14 protein-coding genes are annotated in these 14,926 nt (G+C 47.6%); 9 read left to right on the forward strand and 5 right to left on the reverse strand.

Annotated features, from left to right (window positions below):
- Together CAG64_RS15695 and CAG64_RS15700 are read right to left on the reverse strand one after the other, a co-directional pair.
- The coding region (locus tag CAG64_RS15695) for an AHH domain-containing protein (RefSeq protein WP_161489336.1) at positions 1 to 922 on the reverse strand (922 nt) is incomplete at its 3' end.
- Positions 922 to 2,442 carry a PAAR-like domain-containing protein gene (locus CAG64_RS15700; RefSeq protein WP_161488828.1) on the reverse strand — a complete coding sequence of 507 codons (1,521 nt, stop codon included), beginning with the start codon at positions 2,440 to 2,442 and terminating at the stop codon, positions 922 to 924. The genes CAG64_RS15695 and CAG64_RS15700, both read right to left, overlap by 1 nt.
- Before the next feature lie 330 nt (positions 2,443 to 2,772).
- Between CAG64_RS15700 and CAG64_RS15705 the strand changes: the two genes are divergently transcribed.
- The 3 genes from CAG64_RS15705 (at position 2,773) to CAG64_RS15715 (ending at position 7,133) form a co-directional block, all read left to right on the forward strand.
- A complete protein-coding gene (locus CAG64_RS15705; RefSeq protein ID WP_237668260.1) occupies positions 2,773 to 4,662 on the forward strand; it encodes a tetratricopeptide repeat-containing diguanylate cyclase in 1,890 nt (629 codons plus the stop codon).
- A gap of 158 nt (positions 4,663 to 4,820) precedes the next feature.
- Positions 4,821 to 6,569 (forward strand): M4 family metallopeptidase, encoded by a 1,749-nt coding sequence (locus CAG64_RS15710; protein ID WP_237668259.1) that lies wholly within the window; start codon positions 4,821 to 4,823, stop codon positions 6,567 to 6,569.
- Between the two features lie 177 nt (positions 6,570 to 6,746).
- On the forward strand, positions 6,747 to 7,133 hold the full coding sequence (locus CAG64_RS15715) for a hypothetical protein (RefSeq protein ID WP_161489121.1): 387 nt from the start codon (positions 6,747 to 6,749) through the stop codon (positions 7,131 to 7,133).
- A 102-nt stretch (positions 7,134 to 7,235) separates the two neighbouring features.
- Here the strand turns inward: CAG64_RS15715 and CAG64_RS15720 are convergent, their stop codons facing one another.
- Together CAG64_RS15720 and CAG64_RS15725 are read right to left on the reverse strand one after the other, a co-directional pair.
- Positions 7,236 to 7,829 carry a cysteine dioxygenase gene (locus tag CAG64_RS15720; protein ID WP_021707086.1) on the reverse strand — a complete coding sequence of 198 codons (594 nt, stop codon included), beginning with the start codon at positions 7,827 to 7,829 and terminating at the stop codon, positions 7,236 to 7,238.
- Positions 7,830 to 8,066: 237 nt separating this feature from the next.
- Positions 8,067 to 8,579: a superoxide dismutase family protein gene (locus tag CAG64_RS15725; protein WP_021707087.1), complete on the reverse strand. Its 513-nt coding sequence runs from the start codon at positions 8,577 to 8,579 to the stop codon at positions 8,067 to 8,069.
- Between the two features lie 311 nt (positions 8,580 to 8,890).
- On the opposite strand from CAG64_RS15725, the gene CAG64_RS23900 reads away from it, so the two are divergent.
- From CAG64_RS23900 to ushA, 5 genes are all read left to right on the forward strand, one after another.
- On the forward strand, positions 8,891 to 9,046 hold the full coding sequence (locus CAG64_RS23900; RefSeq protein WP_040903170.1) for a DUF5993 family protein: 156 nt from the start codon (positions 8,891 to 8,893) through the stop codon (positions 9,044 to 9,046).
- An 11-nt stretch (positions 9,047 to 9,057) separates the two neighbouring features.
- Positions 9,058 to 9,597 carry a disulfide bond formation protein B gene (locus tag CAG64_RS15730; RefSeq protein ID WP_161457321.1) on the forward strand — a complete coding sequence of 180 codons (540 nt, stop codon included), beginning with the start codon at positions 9,058 to 9,060 and terminating at the stop codon, positions 9,595 to 9,597.
- Positions 9,598 to 9,894: 297 nt separating this feature from the next.
- Positions 9,895 to 11,265 carry a Na+/H+ antiporter NhaC family protein gene (locus CAG64_RS15735; RefSeq protein WP_161457320.1) on the forward strand — a complete coding sequence of 457 codons (1,371 nt, stop codon included), beginning with the start codon at positions 9,895 to 9,897 and terminating at the stop codon, positions 11,263 to 11,265.
- A gap of 229 nt (positions 11,266 to 11,494) precedes the next feature.
- On the forward strand, positions 11,495 to 11,713 hold the full coding sequence (locus CAG64_RS15740; protein ID WP_040903173.1) for a hypothetical protein: 219 nt from the start codon (positions 11,495 to 11,497) through the stop codon (positions 11,711 to 11,713).
- 334 nt (positions 11,714 to 12,047) lie between these two features.
- Complete coding sequence (gene ushA / locus CAG64_RS15745; protein WP_161457319.1) at positions 12,048 to 13,742, forward strand: bifunctional UDP-sugar hydrolase/5'-nucleotidase UshA; 1,695 nt, start codon at positions 12,048 to 12,050, stop codon at positions 13,740 to 13,742.
- 64 nt (positions 13,743 to 13,806) lie between these two features.
- Here the strand turns inward: ushA and CAG64_RS15750 are convergent, their stop codons facing one another.
- Positions 13,807 to 14,055, reverse strand: coding sequence for a DUF1289 domain-containing protein (locus CAG64_RS15750; RefSeq protein WP_021707092.1), 249 nt, complete (start codon positions 14,053 to 14,055; stop codon positions 13,807 to 13,809).
- Between the two features lie 179 nt (positions 14,056 to 14,234).
- On the opposite strand from CAG64_RS15750, the gene CAG64_RS15755 reads away from it, so the two are divergent.
- Entirely contained in the window at positions 14,235 to 14,678 is a 444-nt protein-coding gene (locus CAG64_RS15755; RefSeq protein WP_161457318.1) for an META domain-containing protein, read from the forward strand.
- Positions 14,679 to 14,926 lie beyond the last annotated feature (248 nt).

The following is a 14,926-nucleotide window of genomic DNA, read 5'->3' on the forward strand; positions in this document are numbered from 1 at the left end:
CCATACTTCTTCTCACTGCTTTATGGAGTTTCTTTTTATAAAAACTATGTTCTAATTCAAGATGTTCTCTGTGAGATTCACAAGGAGCTTTTTGTGCATTAGGATCATCTAAAGGTAATTTTTTTGCAGATTCTCGTACCTCTATGTTTTCATCCCCTTGGCCGTAACCAGATATTAACATAGTATTCATACAACCATTATTGTTTCCCGGTTTATAGTCAATACCTTCTTCATGGAGTAACCACTGGAACTTACCTAGTTTCTTTAAAATCTTTTTGGACACCTTATTTAAATCATTTATAAACTCATTGTGGTTAATATCCGTTTTACACCTAAAATGCTTATGTATAATCGGAGTAACCAACTTAAATACTTTTGCATGGTACGCCTCCATCTGCACATTAGGTTTCCACACTCTTTTACCATCAATTAGACTGTTTGCTGCACGATTTAAGTTTCGAGTTTCCCTATCAGTTAAATCGTATTGATCATGTCCTCCTTCGTGTGGTGGAACACCAAGATGGCAAGCTACAGTTGTACTATTAGGAAGTATCACTAAGTTTTGAGGGCTATTAACGTTATATCCGATATCTGCTTCAATTACATCCTCATAATGACTATTCAATGCCGACATCACTTGACATGATATTAAGTGATGAGGCGTTAAAAGTCTCTTCGTAGTGTATGCTTTTGCTAGCCCATCAGTAGCCCATGGGTGACGCTTTTCCCACTCTTTCTTGGCTTGCGTACGAGATGTCACATTCGAAAATTGAGGGGTAGAGCATATAGGAGCATCTAGATTCGTTAATCGATTCAAACTTCCTTTGTATAAGCCTTGTTTACCCTTTTTGTCGACCCACTGGAAATAATCTCGCCAATCAACCACACCGCCTCGAGGTGCACTTTTAGATTTCGTTGTCATTAGACCACCTTATGTCCTACACATGTACCACTTTTCTTTTTAGAAGATTTTCTCTTTACTTTTTGACATATTCTGCATTTTGTTGCCCCGCTTTTTCTCTGGTTAGCAGTTGTAGATTTCTTACCACTTTGCGAAGTTCCCTTACCAGCACTGTGGTAAGTCTTTGCAGGAAAAACGTCATCAGATTTTTTCAGAATTGACTTGAATAAGTGATCAAAACTACCCATTGCTTCAGAGATCTTATCTGCACCGAGTTTATCAACAATTTTCAACTCCCCGACTAAATCTAAAAAGTATTTCGCTAATGCATCCGCACCGATTTTGTTTGCGGCGGAAGCCAACTCCACACCGACTTCACAACAAGGTTTAATTACATCTGATAAAATTTGAGATGTTTGCTTCGCATATTCATTCCACTTGAGGTTTAAAAGAAACTTCTCTGGATCTCCTTTACCTACAGCCCTCATACACGCTAATAAATCGTCCTTAGGAGTCTGTTTACCAAGTTTAAGAGCAACTTTTGTTGTCCCTTTCATTGCACTACCAAAGACAGGAATACAACCAATTAAGGTGAGCGCCAACATCAGCCAATTTTCGGGGTCATCGCGAGCGTCCTCATCAAGTAACCTCATAACATTTGCTGCCAAATCTCGCAAGTCACCTACTTGGTCAACGACAGGAATCATTGTAATTGCGGTATTCGCTATGATCTGTTCTACTGTCGCATCCTCGTTGAAATCACCTAAAGCGACTCCCCAAATCCAACTTGCAACACCCGAAGTTTTTCTCCAAGCATTTTCCCAAAACCCTACTTCACCTTGTTTGGCATTATCTAATAAGTCTTGAGGATCAGTTGAGGGATTATATCTAGGGTTGTTCATTGTCGGCTCGTTAGGTGTAAACTCACGCGTATCTTCACCAAACTCAACCGAGAACTCTCCAGGAGCGACTCCAGAAACAGCAGCTTTACCGTTTTTGTCCAAGTTTCCTTTAAATACAGCGCCTGTAGAGTCAACTAACTCATAGGATGCTCCCTGCACTGGATCTGAATCTTCGTATTGCAGACCTAGATCTACCGTATACGTACCTTCCTGATCTTCCGTTACCGTTACAGACGGGTTCTGAGCGCCTCCCAAACACATGGTGTTGGCTTTGTTCATGGTCATCTGATCAGAGAGGCGGCAAACGCCTTTGCCTTCTATTTTGACGGTAGGAGAGGCGGAGATAAACTCTGCTTCAGATTCAATGGTGCCGGATGCTACGCCTTTTTTGTCACCGCCTGCGTCACCCGTACTTTTGGCAAATTTACTGCCTTTAATTGCAATGCTGTTGCCACCGTCTGCAGCTACGGTGGTGGAACCGTCTGCCAGATCGGCGGATTTTGCGTTGTTTCCGTACGGAATAGGGACAACCGAGTTGCCCACCGTTGTCAGGCACACATCCGGCAACGTCGCATTGGCTTCGCCCCCAGACCCTTTGTGCACGACACTCAAGCCGTTTGCGTTGATCGTAACACCCATAGTGACTCTCGATATTAGTATTAGAAATAGACTGATAAAATATACCAAGAGTCATTGGCTACTATCTCACCAAAACCTTAGTCTTTTTAACTAATTATCCAGTGAATATGTAGATTGCATATTGCCAAGAGAAAAGCGACAACAAAGACTGGAAGTAAGATCTCAAAAACCAATCTTAAGATTGAAAATCGAGTATTTTGAACTGGAATCTTGATGGAATTTTAATAGCCCCCTGTCTGTTTTATTATCAATGGCTGTCAAATATGTTTATAAGAATGTTAAACTGTGCTCCCTTTGCTCTCTGTTGAGTTTTTACTCTTTTAGTCTGCTATGTCTCTCAAGTTTCCGACCATTGCGACCTTAGGTTTTGTTCTGCTCATCAGTGGCATAACAATGGCGACTGCACAGCCTCGTTACAGCTATCTGAACGATCTGGTAGACGATAGTGAGCAGCCCATGCTCGATTTTTATTACGAAACCATGTGTCACCCCGGCAGTATCAAAGCGGGTCAACTCGTGTTACCCGAAGACGCCTCTCCAAACGAAAAAGCGTTGTACTATTTTGGTCTGAAAAATCTTCAACGTTATGAAGGGTTAAGGAATGTTCATACCCCCAATTTGGTTGCATTGGGTGAGCAGGTTGAGATGCCTTGGATCGTCGCTGAAGCCAAGCTGAACCGAGCGATTGATTTGATTGATTCTGATCTGCTTCTCGAAGGTCAGGTCTTGTTGCACGAAGTGGTCAGTATTGCCAACGGAATCGGCTATAAGCGTTTGGCGGGTCGGGCGTACCGATGGCTCGGGAACGCCAAAATTCAGCGGTCCGATATCATTTCCAGCCTGCGCTACTACAAGAAAGCGTTTAGTCTTGTGACTGAAGTGGGTGACAGTTTTCAGTCGACGATGACACTGAACAACATTGCGACGGTGTACATGCAGTCAGAAGATTGGGAAAGCGCCCGAGACTATGTTGAGCGCGCGCTGAAGCTCTATCACAGTCACAACTATGGCAACAGTCTGTTTGAAGCCGTGATGAACTCCAACGCCAGCACAATCTATTTCGCGCTCAACGATGTCGACAAAGCCAAACAGTTTATGGCACTGGCACAAAAAGAGGCGGAGAAAACCGGCTCGAAAAAAGTGAAATACACTACGCTCTCCAATTTATCCCAATTACTCAGCGGTGTTGGTCAGGCCGACGAAGCGCTGGCCATCGGTCAACAATGCCTGGCTTTAGATACCGATGGAAAAGACCTTCCACTGCAAATCGCAGGATGCTTCCAGGCGTTAGCCAAGGCCTACCTGGTCAAGCAGAATTACAACGAAAGCATTTACTACGGCATTAAAGTGGTCGACATTTTGCACCAGTCGGAAACCCGCGAGGTGGCTTGGGAAATGGAAGTGTTGGGCATTCTGATTGACGCTTATGAGGGCAAACAGGACTATCAAAACGCGTTGCTCTACTTTCGTCAACAAGACAATATTCGCCGCGATTATTACAAAGACGCCTACGGTCAAGAGCTTTTAAGCGAAAAAAACGCGCTGGAAAAGCAGCTAAATCAACGGGATCTGGCACTACTGGAAGCCAAGAACCAGCTTCAGGAAGAAAAACTGAATGCGCAACGCACCCGGGAAATTCTTTACCTGGCATTGTTTGCTCTGGTTATCTACGTTGCCGCCAAGCGACTGTTTAAAATGAAACGCATAAATCGCGAGTTAGAGAATGAAAACACTCGTGATTCACTGACTAAACTGAACAACCGGCGCTATCTGGAAAAATGGCTGAAAGCTTTTCACGCCAAACCATTTGAACATCCATATGCACTGGCTGTCATCGATATCGATTTCTTCAAAGGTGTCAACGATCAGTATGGACACGAAGCCGGAGACAAGGTGCTTCAGGGTGTCGCGAAAGCACTAAAAAATGCCATACGCCCCGAAGACGTATTAGTTCGTTGGGGCGGTGAAGAGTTTGTCTTACTGCTGCAAAGCAAAGACAAATGGCAAACGGCTAAAACTCTCGAAAGATTGCGCTCTGCTGTCGCGTCCGAAATTATTGAACTCGAGGATGAATCCATCAAAGTGACCATCTCTCTTGGCGCGGCAAGCGTGAAAGCCTCAGAGCTGAAAGTGTCCTGGAAAGCTCTGTTCTCCAACGCCGATAGTGCGTTGTACAAAGCGAAAAACAACGGCAGAAACCGATTTGAAATCAGTGACTAAGTACAGGATACACAATCCGTTCCACTGGCCTGAGAAAAAACCGACGCTATTGGCTACTTGAGGGCATGGATATGCCCCACTACACTTATCTCGTCGTCAGTTGAAATACAACCGAGTGCATTCACCGCCAGAGTGAAGTGATGACAGGGAGAGAGCCGATGCGCCTCAAGTCCGTTGCATTCGCCATAATGGCGACAGTTTCAAGCACCATTTATGCATTACCTTCCAGTGCCCCCAGTCGTATTCAGATTCACCATAATCCGGCCAAATCATTCACCCTGCCAGTTGATGTGCACCCTATCAAGATGGTTAACCTCGCAAAGCCCGGTCATCAAGCTAAACGTTATCAGCAATTTGTTGGCCTAGCTGAAGTATGGGGCGCACAGCTCACGACAATCACCACAGCAAGCGGGCAAACGTTGTTCGTCATCGGTAAGCATTATCCCGGCATTATGGCGACCAATGACGTACGAATAAGCGCCGCCGCGGCCAAAGGGATTGCCATGATGAAAGTCGGAGGCAAAGGCACATGGAAGGTCACACTCGCTTTACATCCTCGTGACGGCCGCTATTTTTATATCACAGAAAATCGCCGTGATGACAGCCGTTGGATCCATTGGATCGATGCCGACACAGGCGTGATAAATAATGCTTACAATGCCCTAACCACCGGCAGTGGGATTGGAGTTTGGGGACAATCGCGAGATTTATCAGGACTGACGGATTACAACCGGGGACGCTTCGAAATGACCGCGCCAAGACTGTCAACTTACGACGCCGGCGGGAAAACACGCCTGCCCGGTTCAATCGCCACAGACGATGACGACCTCTGGGACAGAGCCGGACGCACATCCCCGGGACAAGCCGCTCTGGTGGACGCACACTATTATGCGCATCTTGCAGACAAGTACTTCCTCACTCACTTTAATTTTGACTGGCTCGACTATTATCCTCAGGGCATCCGTTCGTCAGCGCACGTCAAGCGGAACTACAACAACGCTTTCTGGAATGGCAGTCAAATGGCTTATGGTGACGGAGACGGGATCTCATTTACCAATATGTCCGGAGATCTGGATGTCGTCGGGCATGAACTGGCACATGGTATTACCGAAGCGACCAGTAACCTTATCTACCAGAACGAATCTGGTGCGCTCAATGAAGCGTTCTCCGATATCATGGGCACCAGCCTGGAATTTGCCAACAACAGCGGTAACTGGACCATAGGCGAAGACATCATGCTTTATGACGATGGAATCCGGAACATGGCAGATCCTAATGCTGACGGCGACCCGTCACACTATGCGCAGCGCTACACAGGCAGCGGTGACAATGGCGGTGTCCACATTAACAGTGGCATTATCAACCACTGGTTTTACCTACTCTCTGAGGGCGGAGTGAACGCTAATCCAGATTTTCAAGGACAAGGGGTGATTGGCGTTGGCCAGCAAACCGCCGTTGAACTGGTTTACGATGCGTTTACCTCACTTACGCCGGATGCCCGGTTCTGTGATGCAAGAGCAGCCACTTTGGCCTTTGCCGACGACGCTATCCTGACATCAGTGATTGAATCGTGGGCCGAAGTCGGACTGGATGAAACACAGTGTGGGGGCGGCAACGAATCGCAGGAAAACAACACCGACGGCCCCCTTATTTCATCCGTCGGTAGTGAAAAACTCAAAGGTGTAAAATTCCGGATTTTCTGGACCACCGATGTCGCGTCAACCACTGAGGTCACTTTCACCTGTTGCGGGAGCTATGTCAATTCAGCGCTAACCACCACCCATTCCTACTCGTTCAACGGTTCAAAGGGAGCCACATACCAATATTTCGTTACCTCTCGCCTGTACGATACAGCAGGCAATGAAATTGGAGCGACCACTGCCGGACCGTTTACCCACCAGAACTAAATACTCCGACCTGACTTAAGCCAGCCTTTCGCTGGCTTTTTCTTACATCGGTTGCAGGTATTTTGGTCACGATAACCGATTTTGTCGAACCCGACTCACACCCTCAGTATGCACTCACTTGAAACTGTATAAATATACAGTTATTGTTTGCGGTAGATCCCGTGATGAGGTGACGTGATGAGAGATTTTAAGGCACGCGACATCAATGGCGATGTGCACATTAATGACCAATCAACCAAGTATAAATTATTGATTCAATGCAATATAGAAGAGTTACTACAGGAGGAAAGACAACGTCGAGACAATTTGCGTAGAGAGAGAAAAAGGAAAAACAGCTTGCTGGTTAAACTGTTCTGCGCCTGCATTGCCGTTCTGTCATTAGCCGCATTGTGGTACTTCGCCGAAGGTCAAATGAACGCCGTAACTCTGCTGCTCGGTTTTGCCTCCATTATGATCGGTTTCACTACGATCATAAAAGCGGAGCAGCCGACAGAGTTTGAACGCCGCCAGCTTGATACATTGCATGAAATCCACATGATTCTGCGTGATCGCGGTGTGCGCTGATTAAAACGGCAGTCCCTGAGGACCGCCGTTTTTCTATACCAGTCGAGCAAAATTAGTCTTCTACCCTTTTCTGCCTATAACAGATTGATTTATCTATTATTTTCATATCTCATAAAACCAGGAGTCATGCTGAAGATCCAACAACTCAGCCGTCCCGCTTTCGAGTTGATAGAGATAAAACTGCTTCAGGGGCGGAGAGTAGATGTGTAACGTCACTAAGGGTTCATCCCCACCTTGCAAGTTGGATATCTGATGAATATCACTGTCGTGACTGACTGTCACTTCACCGCTTGGATAGTGATTCGACTGAGTGGCGTAAATATGGCCATTCGCTGCTGGCTTAAACAAGGTTTCTGTCGCCTGACCATGCAATACTTTAACCCCGCAAGCACTGCCAATGTGATCGTGTATTTTACTCCGTTGACCATTGAGCCAACTCAAGATCAATACTTCACAATGATCATTGCGAAAAAGACGTCGCCTCGAATATGTTTCCTGATCAAACTGTGCCAGTTGTTTGATCTCATCACCGTTCAGTTCGACTTTTTCCAGCATAAAGCGAATGGTCGCCAGAGACAGCGGTTTGTCAGCCAGTTCTACCTGAGCCAGGAGTTCCTGGTAGTTGAAACGGTAGTCTGCATCCAGTAATGCGGTTAAAGCCGGTGCCGTCTGATGTTGTGTAGTTGAAGGTTGCATCGTGATCTCCTAACGTTTTGTTTTATTCGTTATTGTTATTTCTTATGCCCATTTGACACAGTTAGTAGACCACTTTCTCACGTGTTCGGCTTATGTCAGTGTTGAATTCAGTGAACAGAGTCACGACTTAACACGTAATTAACAACTATCTAACTTGCATTTCACCTTTGAACCAAAAAACAAAAAGCCCCTGACTCACAGACGGTTAGTCAGGGGCTTGCGACCGAAACAGAGCAGCTACTTGATAACCCCGCAAATCACTCTGGCACCGCCACCACCAAGCGGGTTTGGGCTGTCAGAATGATTATCACCACCAGCGTGAATCATCAACGCTCTCCCCGGCAAGTCAGCCAGTTCGACACGCGGCGCCATCACCGGCTGGACGACATCGCCGTTCGAATCCGCGTAAATCGGCGGCAAATCCCCGAGGTGGTTGTTGTCACCCCATGGAGTGCCGTGCTGTCCGGTATTTGCGGGATCGTAGTGCCCTCCGGCCGCTCCCCCTAGCACTGTTTTATCGTCTTTGGTACTGGTGTCACAAGACGGATTAACATGAATGTGAAAACCATGCAGACCTGGGGTCAAACCTTTCAATGCAGGCGTGAACACACTGCCATACTGATTTTGGGAGATTTCAATCGTACCGGCGCTTTTCCCGGTGGCCAAATCCGTCATATCAACCGTCAAATCGGCCGCCAGTGCTGACGTAGAGAAGACAGAGAAAGCGATGAGCAGAAGCTTGTTGTTCATTATCATTGTCCTTTTGTTAGCGAATGCCACCTAAATATGTAGCATCCGATCCGTCAGTTCTGCAAAAAATCGTCACTATTCAATGCTGTATTCGGCGTTATACACCATACGCTCGATATGGAATCACGATGGCGGTTAGACCGCGCACCACGCACCACGCACCACGTCCTTGATTCCCAGACATGAAGTAATCTCACGTTGCATATTTGCCACTCGTTTATGGGCTGCATTATCCCCAGATCCACTACAGACGAGTGCAAATACTTGCCTATAGTTAACAATAATTATCACTTACCTGTAAGGTCACCATTATGATGAGTTTGCTTTTCCTTTTGTTGTTCATCGCTATGCTCTGTGCGTTCTGCAACAAAAAGTCGCTTGGTTACGCGGTTTTCACACTTTCAGTGATTGCCGGCCTATATTGGTTCCACCACCACGCCACCGATGCATTAGCCATCTTGCTGTAAGGAGCATCAGAATGAATCGAACTCACGTCACGCTGCTAAATACGCTCGGTTTGCTTGGCATTACCGTCGTATTGATGATTGGTTTCGTACTCCAGTTTGCCTGGAACGAACTTCCCTGCCCGCTGTGCTTGTTGCAGCGTATCGGCTTCGCCATGGTTATGTTTGGTTTCCTTTTAAATGTGGTTTATGGTCCGCAGCAAAAACATTACGGGGTGATACTGATTGGCGCTCTGTTCGGTGCCGCGACGGCATTAAGACAAGTCTCACTGCATGTTATTCCCGGCACCCCAGGCTACGGCAGTCCGATTCTTGGCATGCACTATTACACCTGGGCATTAGTGCTGTTCGCTGCCACTATTTTGGGCGTCGCCCTGTTATTGATGATGTGGAAAGAGGAGTGGCAAGACGCCCGCTATCACATGAGCACTGTGGGTCGATTTGTTTGCCTGCTGGCTCTGGCGGCCGTCGCTCTGAACGTCATTGCCACCTTTGCAGAATGCGGTCCGTATCAGTGCCCGGATAACCCGATAAGCTACTGGATATTCAGTTAACTTTTTGGCCGCTTTCTGCGCGGGCAAAAAGGTTACTCAGGTTGTGAATGGCGAAAGCATGAATGAACCGCTGTCCGCCCAACACGTCAGGCATCAGACTCATTCCGAGTAATCAAGATGACTTCCTTTGCGGCCTGCCCTGCAGATCGGCAGGCCGCTCTACGTAGAATCAGGCATACGCGCCTGACTGAATAAGGACATTTAAAAGTCTGGGCGTTTAGACGTCCAAAAGTTGACTTTCGACGCACATCACATTACTCTGCGCTCCTGTTCTCTATAACGATAAGTTGTCGCGTCATGCAAAACACAACATCCCGCTCGTCACACACAACTTCTTCCGCTCTGGCGTTATTACCGCTGGGCATTTTTTTGTCGCTGTTTATCGGCGTTGGAACTTACCTGACATTTCAAGGTGTCGACTTTGCCTTTTATCAGTTGCCCGCGCCGATTGCGACGCTGCCGGCCATCGTCATCGCGCTGCTGCTGAGTAAAGAGTCTCTCAATCGAGCCATCGAACAATTTCTGCGTGGTGTGGGTCACCAAGACATTATTGCGATGTGCATGATTTACCTGCTGGCCGGAGCCTTTGCCGCCGTTGCCAAAGCGTCAGGTGGCGTCGACGCAACCGTCAACCTCGGTTTGTCCCTGCTACCAACCAGCATGATCCTGCCAGGGATTTTTCTTATTTCGGCCTTTATCGCCACTGCCATGGGGACATCAATGGGCACCATCGCCGCCGTTGCTCCTGTCGCGCTGGGGATCGCCCAGTCGGCCGGCATGAGCCTGCCTCTGACCGCGGGAGTGGTGCTAAGCGGTGCGATGTTTGGCGACAACCTGTCTATCATCTCAGACACAACCATCGCAGCCACCCGTTCGCAGGGCTGCGAAATGAAAGATAAGTTCCGTGAGAACATTCGCATCGCCTTACCAGCGGCGATCTTCGCGTTGGTGTTGTTTGCGTTCAGCAGCAGTGCCACACAAACACCAGAGACAACCCCAATCGAATGGCTGAAAATTCTGCCTTACCTGACGATTTTGATTCTGGCCGTGTCCGGGCTGAATGTGTTTGTGGTGTTGTCGGTCGGCATTATGCTCGCCGGTGGTGTGAGCTTATTCTCCGTTGATCAGTACACATTGACCGATCTGGGTAAAGACATTTATACCGGCTTTGGCAACATGCAGGAAATTTTCCTGCTCTCCATGCTTATTGGTGGCTTAAGTGAGCTGATGCGTCAACAAGGTGGCCTCACGTTCCTGACTCAACTGGTCAGCCGCATCATTAATGTATTTGGTGCAAAACATTCGGCTCATGCAAATTCACGCGCCAGCGAAATGGGCATTGCGGGCTTAGTTTGTCTGACCAACACCTGCACTGCCAACAACACCGTCGCTATCATTGTGTCCGGCAGCGTTGCCCGCCAACTGGCAGAGGAAAACGATGTCAGTGCGCGTCGTTCAGCCAGTTTACTGGATATTTTCTCCTGCGTAACTCAAGGTGTACTGCCTTACGGCGCTCAGGTGCTGCTGCTCGGATCTGTATTCGGTTTATCACCATTGCAGGTAGTTGCTAACTCATACTATTGCTTTCTACTGGCGTTTGCAGCGTTGGTCGCTATTTTCCTCAAGCATCCTGCGCGTAAAACCGCTGCAGTAGCGGAGTCTCAATAGCGCCGATCTGGTGTGTTTTCTCCCCACTCCCAAAAACCACCGCTCGCGGTGGTTTTCTTTTTGTCAGGCATAGTCAACACCGCTTACTCCATGATTCACCAATCATTTCCAACATAACATTACATTTGGCTATAAAAAGGACATATTTTGAGCAATAAATGGAATTTGACACCAACAAATTAGACTTCTAAGGTTTTTTATTAGTCCCACAACCATGGAGGTCATCAAAGTGAAACGCGCCAGTAACAGTTATCGTCTTCAGCTGATCAAAGAGGTCGCCACCCGACGGCAACAGCAGCTCTCTCATGACCCCATGGCAGACTACATCCACCAGCTTCTTGAAAATCGCCCTCAGTTCGAACATCACACAGAGCAACATCGTTTTGCCGGTAATCATTTTGATGAACACGCTGGAGGCTGGGTCAGTGACAAGTGGGGGCTGAAGTAAGCCCTCTCACAATTAAGACTGACCGCAAAAATTCATCGGCCCGACATAAAAATGTCGGGCTTTTTCGTTGGATTAGCTCAGTTTGTTGGCAACAAAGGCTGTTGCTATCACGATATGTAATCAAATGCTATTAACTACGGCACACTCTTACTCTAATTGAGGGTTTTAACAATACAATTTAACTAAATATGTTTGATCAGGGGCATGTCTGATAATTCTGAAATTTAATTGCAATTACATGCTCTTATTTCACACATAGATCACAGCAACTTCATATTTCTTCATTATATTTGCCCGCCTGAAGCCCAAAAACCAAAAATAAAAGGAATTTCATATGAAATTGTATAAATCAGCGCTGGCGCTCTCCGTCGGTCTGGCATTGGCTGGTTGTAACGACAGCGACAACGATAGCCAGGTTGAATGCCAAATTGCGTCACCGTGTACGCAATTTACAATCATGCACACCAACGATAACCATGGCCGTTTTTGGGAAAACGACGATGGCGAATATGGTATGGCAGCACGTAAAACCCTGGTAGATTCCATCCGTGAAGAAGTCGAAAACAAAGGCGGCTACTCATTGTTGCTGTCTGGCGGCGACATCAATACCGGTGTACCAGAATCGGATTTGCAAGATGCCGAGCCTGACTTTATCGGCATGAGTGATATCGGCTATGACGCAATGGCGGTTGGTAACCACGAGTTCGATAACCCGCTCAGCGTATTGGACAAACAGCGTGACTGGGCTGACTTCCCGATGCTGGCCGCCAACATCTATAAAGCCGACGGCAGCCGCTATTTCGAACCTTATACAGTGTTCACGCTGGGTGACTTACGTATTGCCGTTGTCGGCTTGACCACGGAAGACACTGCGAAAATCGGCAACCCGGAATACATCTCTGAACTCACTTTCACTGACCCTAAAGAAGAGATTAAAAAGGTTATCGCCGAAATCGAGAAAAACGACGAAGCGGATCTGGTTATCGCTACCACTCATATGGGTCACTATGCAAATGGTCAACACGGTTCGAATGCACCAGGTGACGTGGCGCTGGCTAAAGCTCTAGAGGAAGGTCAGCTCGCAGCCGTGATTGGTGGGCACTCTCAAAACCCTGTGTGTATGGAAGCCGATGGGTCTGGCTACGATGCCGACTTTGAGCCTGGCGACGATTGCAAACCGGATCAGCAAAACGGAACCTGGATCATGCAGGCCCATGAATGGGGTAAATACGTGGGTCGCGCGGATTTCGAATACGCCAATGACGAACTCCACCTACTGAGCTACAAACTCATTCCGGTCAATCTGACCAAGGAACTGGATGACGGCTCTCGCGAACTGATCGGCGACAAGATCGAACCGAACCTACCGCTGAAAGAAAAACTGCAAGTGTATCAAGACGCAGGCCAGGATAAGCTGGATGAAGTCATCGCAAGTTCAGACGGTAAACTGGAAGGTGACCGCAGCGTAGTACGGAATCAGCAGACCAACCTGGGACAACTAATTGCTGTTGCCCACAAAGAAAAAGTCTCCGCAGATTTTGCCGTCATGAACTCCGGTGGCGTACGCGATTCTATTGCGGCAGGCGACATCACATACCGTGACGTGTTAACGGTACAGCCTTTTGGCAACCAAGTGACCTACAGTGAGATGACGGGAGCAGAGATCAAAGATTACCTTGGCACGGTCGCCACAATGCAAGTGGGTTCGGGCGCCTACGCACAATTGACCGGCCTGACCATGACCGTCGACTGTATGGCCAACACCGTTGATATTTCCGATATCAACGGTAAGGGCTTTAGCGACACAGCCACCTACTCCTTTACCGTACCAAGCTTCAATGCGGCCGGTGGTGACGGTTACCCTGAGCTGGATCCGGTTCAAACTGGTTATGTGGATGCCGATGTCCTTTACGGCTTCCTGAAGAGTAAGGGCTCTATCGCCGTAGGCGACTACACGCCTCCAGCAACCGTAACTTACACCAACACGGAAGATCCGTTGGCTAATGGCTGCTTGATCACTACGCCTTAACCGGGATCACACGGTAAACAATCAAAAAGCCAGCGCAACTAGCTCTGGCTTTTTACATCTGAACTTAAAACAGATCCCGTTGCGGACTTTCCGGTTCCACCGGTGATTGAGGTGTCAGTTTCCCCTGGCGGACTTTGCGTAAATAACGTTGTCGACACAATTTAATAATGTGCTGTTTTTCCGCCACGGTGTAGCTCAGCCAGTTAAAGCGCTCTTCCCTTTTGCGCATACATCCCTGACAGTAACCTTTATCGTCAACCGTACATACACCAACACAGGGGCTGGGTACATCGAAGAAATCCAGCTGTTCCATGCCTATTCTACCTTCCTCATCTGCTGACTTTACATTATGCCAAAGCGTCACAATTGTCACTTTTTCGCTCAATTTAACCGTACGCCTCTAACGACAAACTGACAAAATTTGCAGGTTGTTTTCTATACTTAAGCTTTTGATGCGCCGTCCTCACTGTTGGCAAATTAAGGAGTCTTATTATGAAGCTTAGTGTCACCACTCTGCTGGTTGGTATACCGCTAGCGTTACTTTCCGTCGGCTGCAGTATGTATTCAGGCAGTGCCGACCTCACCCCGCAGGATCTCCAGCATCACAACTGGGAGCTGATTCAGGTCGATGGTCAGGCGATTACTCAAGGTGATCGACAGCGCATGCCACGCCTTGAAGTGGGTGAAAAAATGACGGTCAATGGTAATGCTGGCTGCAATAATTTTTTCGGCCAGGGTGAACTCAAAGACAACCAGTTTCGGGTCGATAAAATCGGCATGACCATGAAATCCTGCTCTAGTGAGGCGATGCAGATCGAACAGGCGGTGGCCGAAACATTATCAACCTGGAGCACGATCACTCTGACCAAAGAACATCTGATTCTGCGTGATGAAAACCATGAATTAACCTATCGACTGCGAGATTGGGTTAACTAAACCGTCCTTCCTTCTTAGCGAGCGGCATGCATGCCGCTCGTTTTTACGACCACGCATTTTTTTCTTATGTGATGTAAGAATCTCCAGCCTTATCCGGTCATAACTAGCAAGCAATAAAAGTCTTGTGGCAGAAGTTGTTACGTGAAGAGTGGGTGAAATCACACAAGCGTCAACGACCAGCACGGTTGAGGTTGATAGTCCCTGCCCAACGATTACTATTTCTTATACAACACTCCATCATCAGAGCT

The organism is Vibrio sp. V38_P2S17PM301 (genome assembly GCF_009904845.1).
GTDB lineage: Bacteria > Pseudomonadota > Gammaproteobacteria > Enterobacterales > Vibrionaceae > Vibrio > Vibrio proteolyticus.

What these genes read in the sequence shown, in the direction of transcription:
- CAG64_RS15700 (WP_161488828.1), bottom strand. Translation starts at nt 2,442, where the DNA reads ATGGGTGTTACGATCAACGCAAACGGCTTGAGTGTCGTGCACAAAGGG.
- CAG64_RS15705 (WP_237668260.1), top strand. Translation starts at nt 2,773, where the DNA reads ATGTCTCTCAAGTTTCCGACCATTGCGACCTTAGGTTTTGTTCTGCTC.
- CAG64_RS15710 (WP_237668259.1), top strand. Translation starts at nt 4,821, where the DNA reads ATGCGCCTCAAGTCCGTTGCATTCGCCATAATGGCGACAGTTTCAAGC.
- CAG64_RS15715 (WP_161489121.1), top strand. Translation starts at nt 6,747, where the DNA reads ATGAGAGATTTTAAGGCACGCGACATCAATGGCGATGTGCACATTAAT.
- CAG64_RS15720 (WP_021707086.1), bottom strand. Translation starts at nt 7,829, where the DNA reads ATGCAACCTTCAACTACACAACATCAGACGGCACCGGCTTTAACCGCA.
- CAG64_RS15725 (WP_021707087.1), bottom strand. Translation starts at nt 8,579, where the DNA reads ATGAACAACAAGCTTCTGCTCATCGCTTTCTCTGTCTTCTCTACGTCA.
- CAG64_RS23900 (WP_040903170.1), top strand. Translation starts at nt 8,891, where the DNA reads ATGATGAGTTTGCTTTTCCTTTTGTTGTTCATCGCTATGCTCTGTGCG.
- CAG64_RS15730 (WP_161457321.1), top strand. Translation starts at nt 9,058, where the DNA reads ATGAATCGAACTCACGTCACGCTGCTAAATACGCTCGGTTTGCTTGGC.
- CAG64_RS15735 (WP_161457320.1), top strand. Translation starts at nt 9,895, where the DNA reads ATGCAAAACACAACATCCCGCTCGTCACACACAACTTCTTCCGCTCTG.
- ushA (WP_161457319.1), top strand. Translation starts at nt 12,048, where the DNA reads ATGAAATTGTATAAATCAGCGCTGGCGCTCTCCGTCGGTCTGGCATTG.
- CAG64_RS15750 (WP_021707092.1), bottom strand. Translation starts at nt 14,055, where the DNA reads ATGGAACAGCTGGATTTCTTCGATGTACCCAGCCCCTGTGTTGGTGTA.
- CAG64_RS15755 (WP_161457318.1), top strand. Translation starts at nt 14,235, where the DNA reads ATGAAGCTTAGTGTCACCACTCTGCTGGTTGGTATACCGCTAGCGTTA.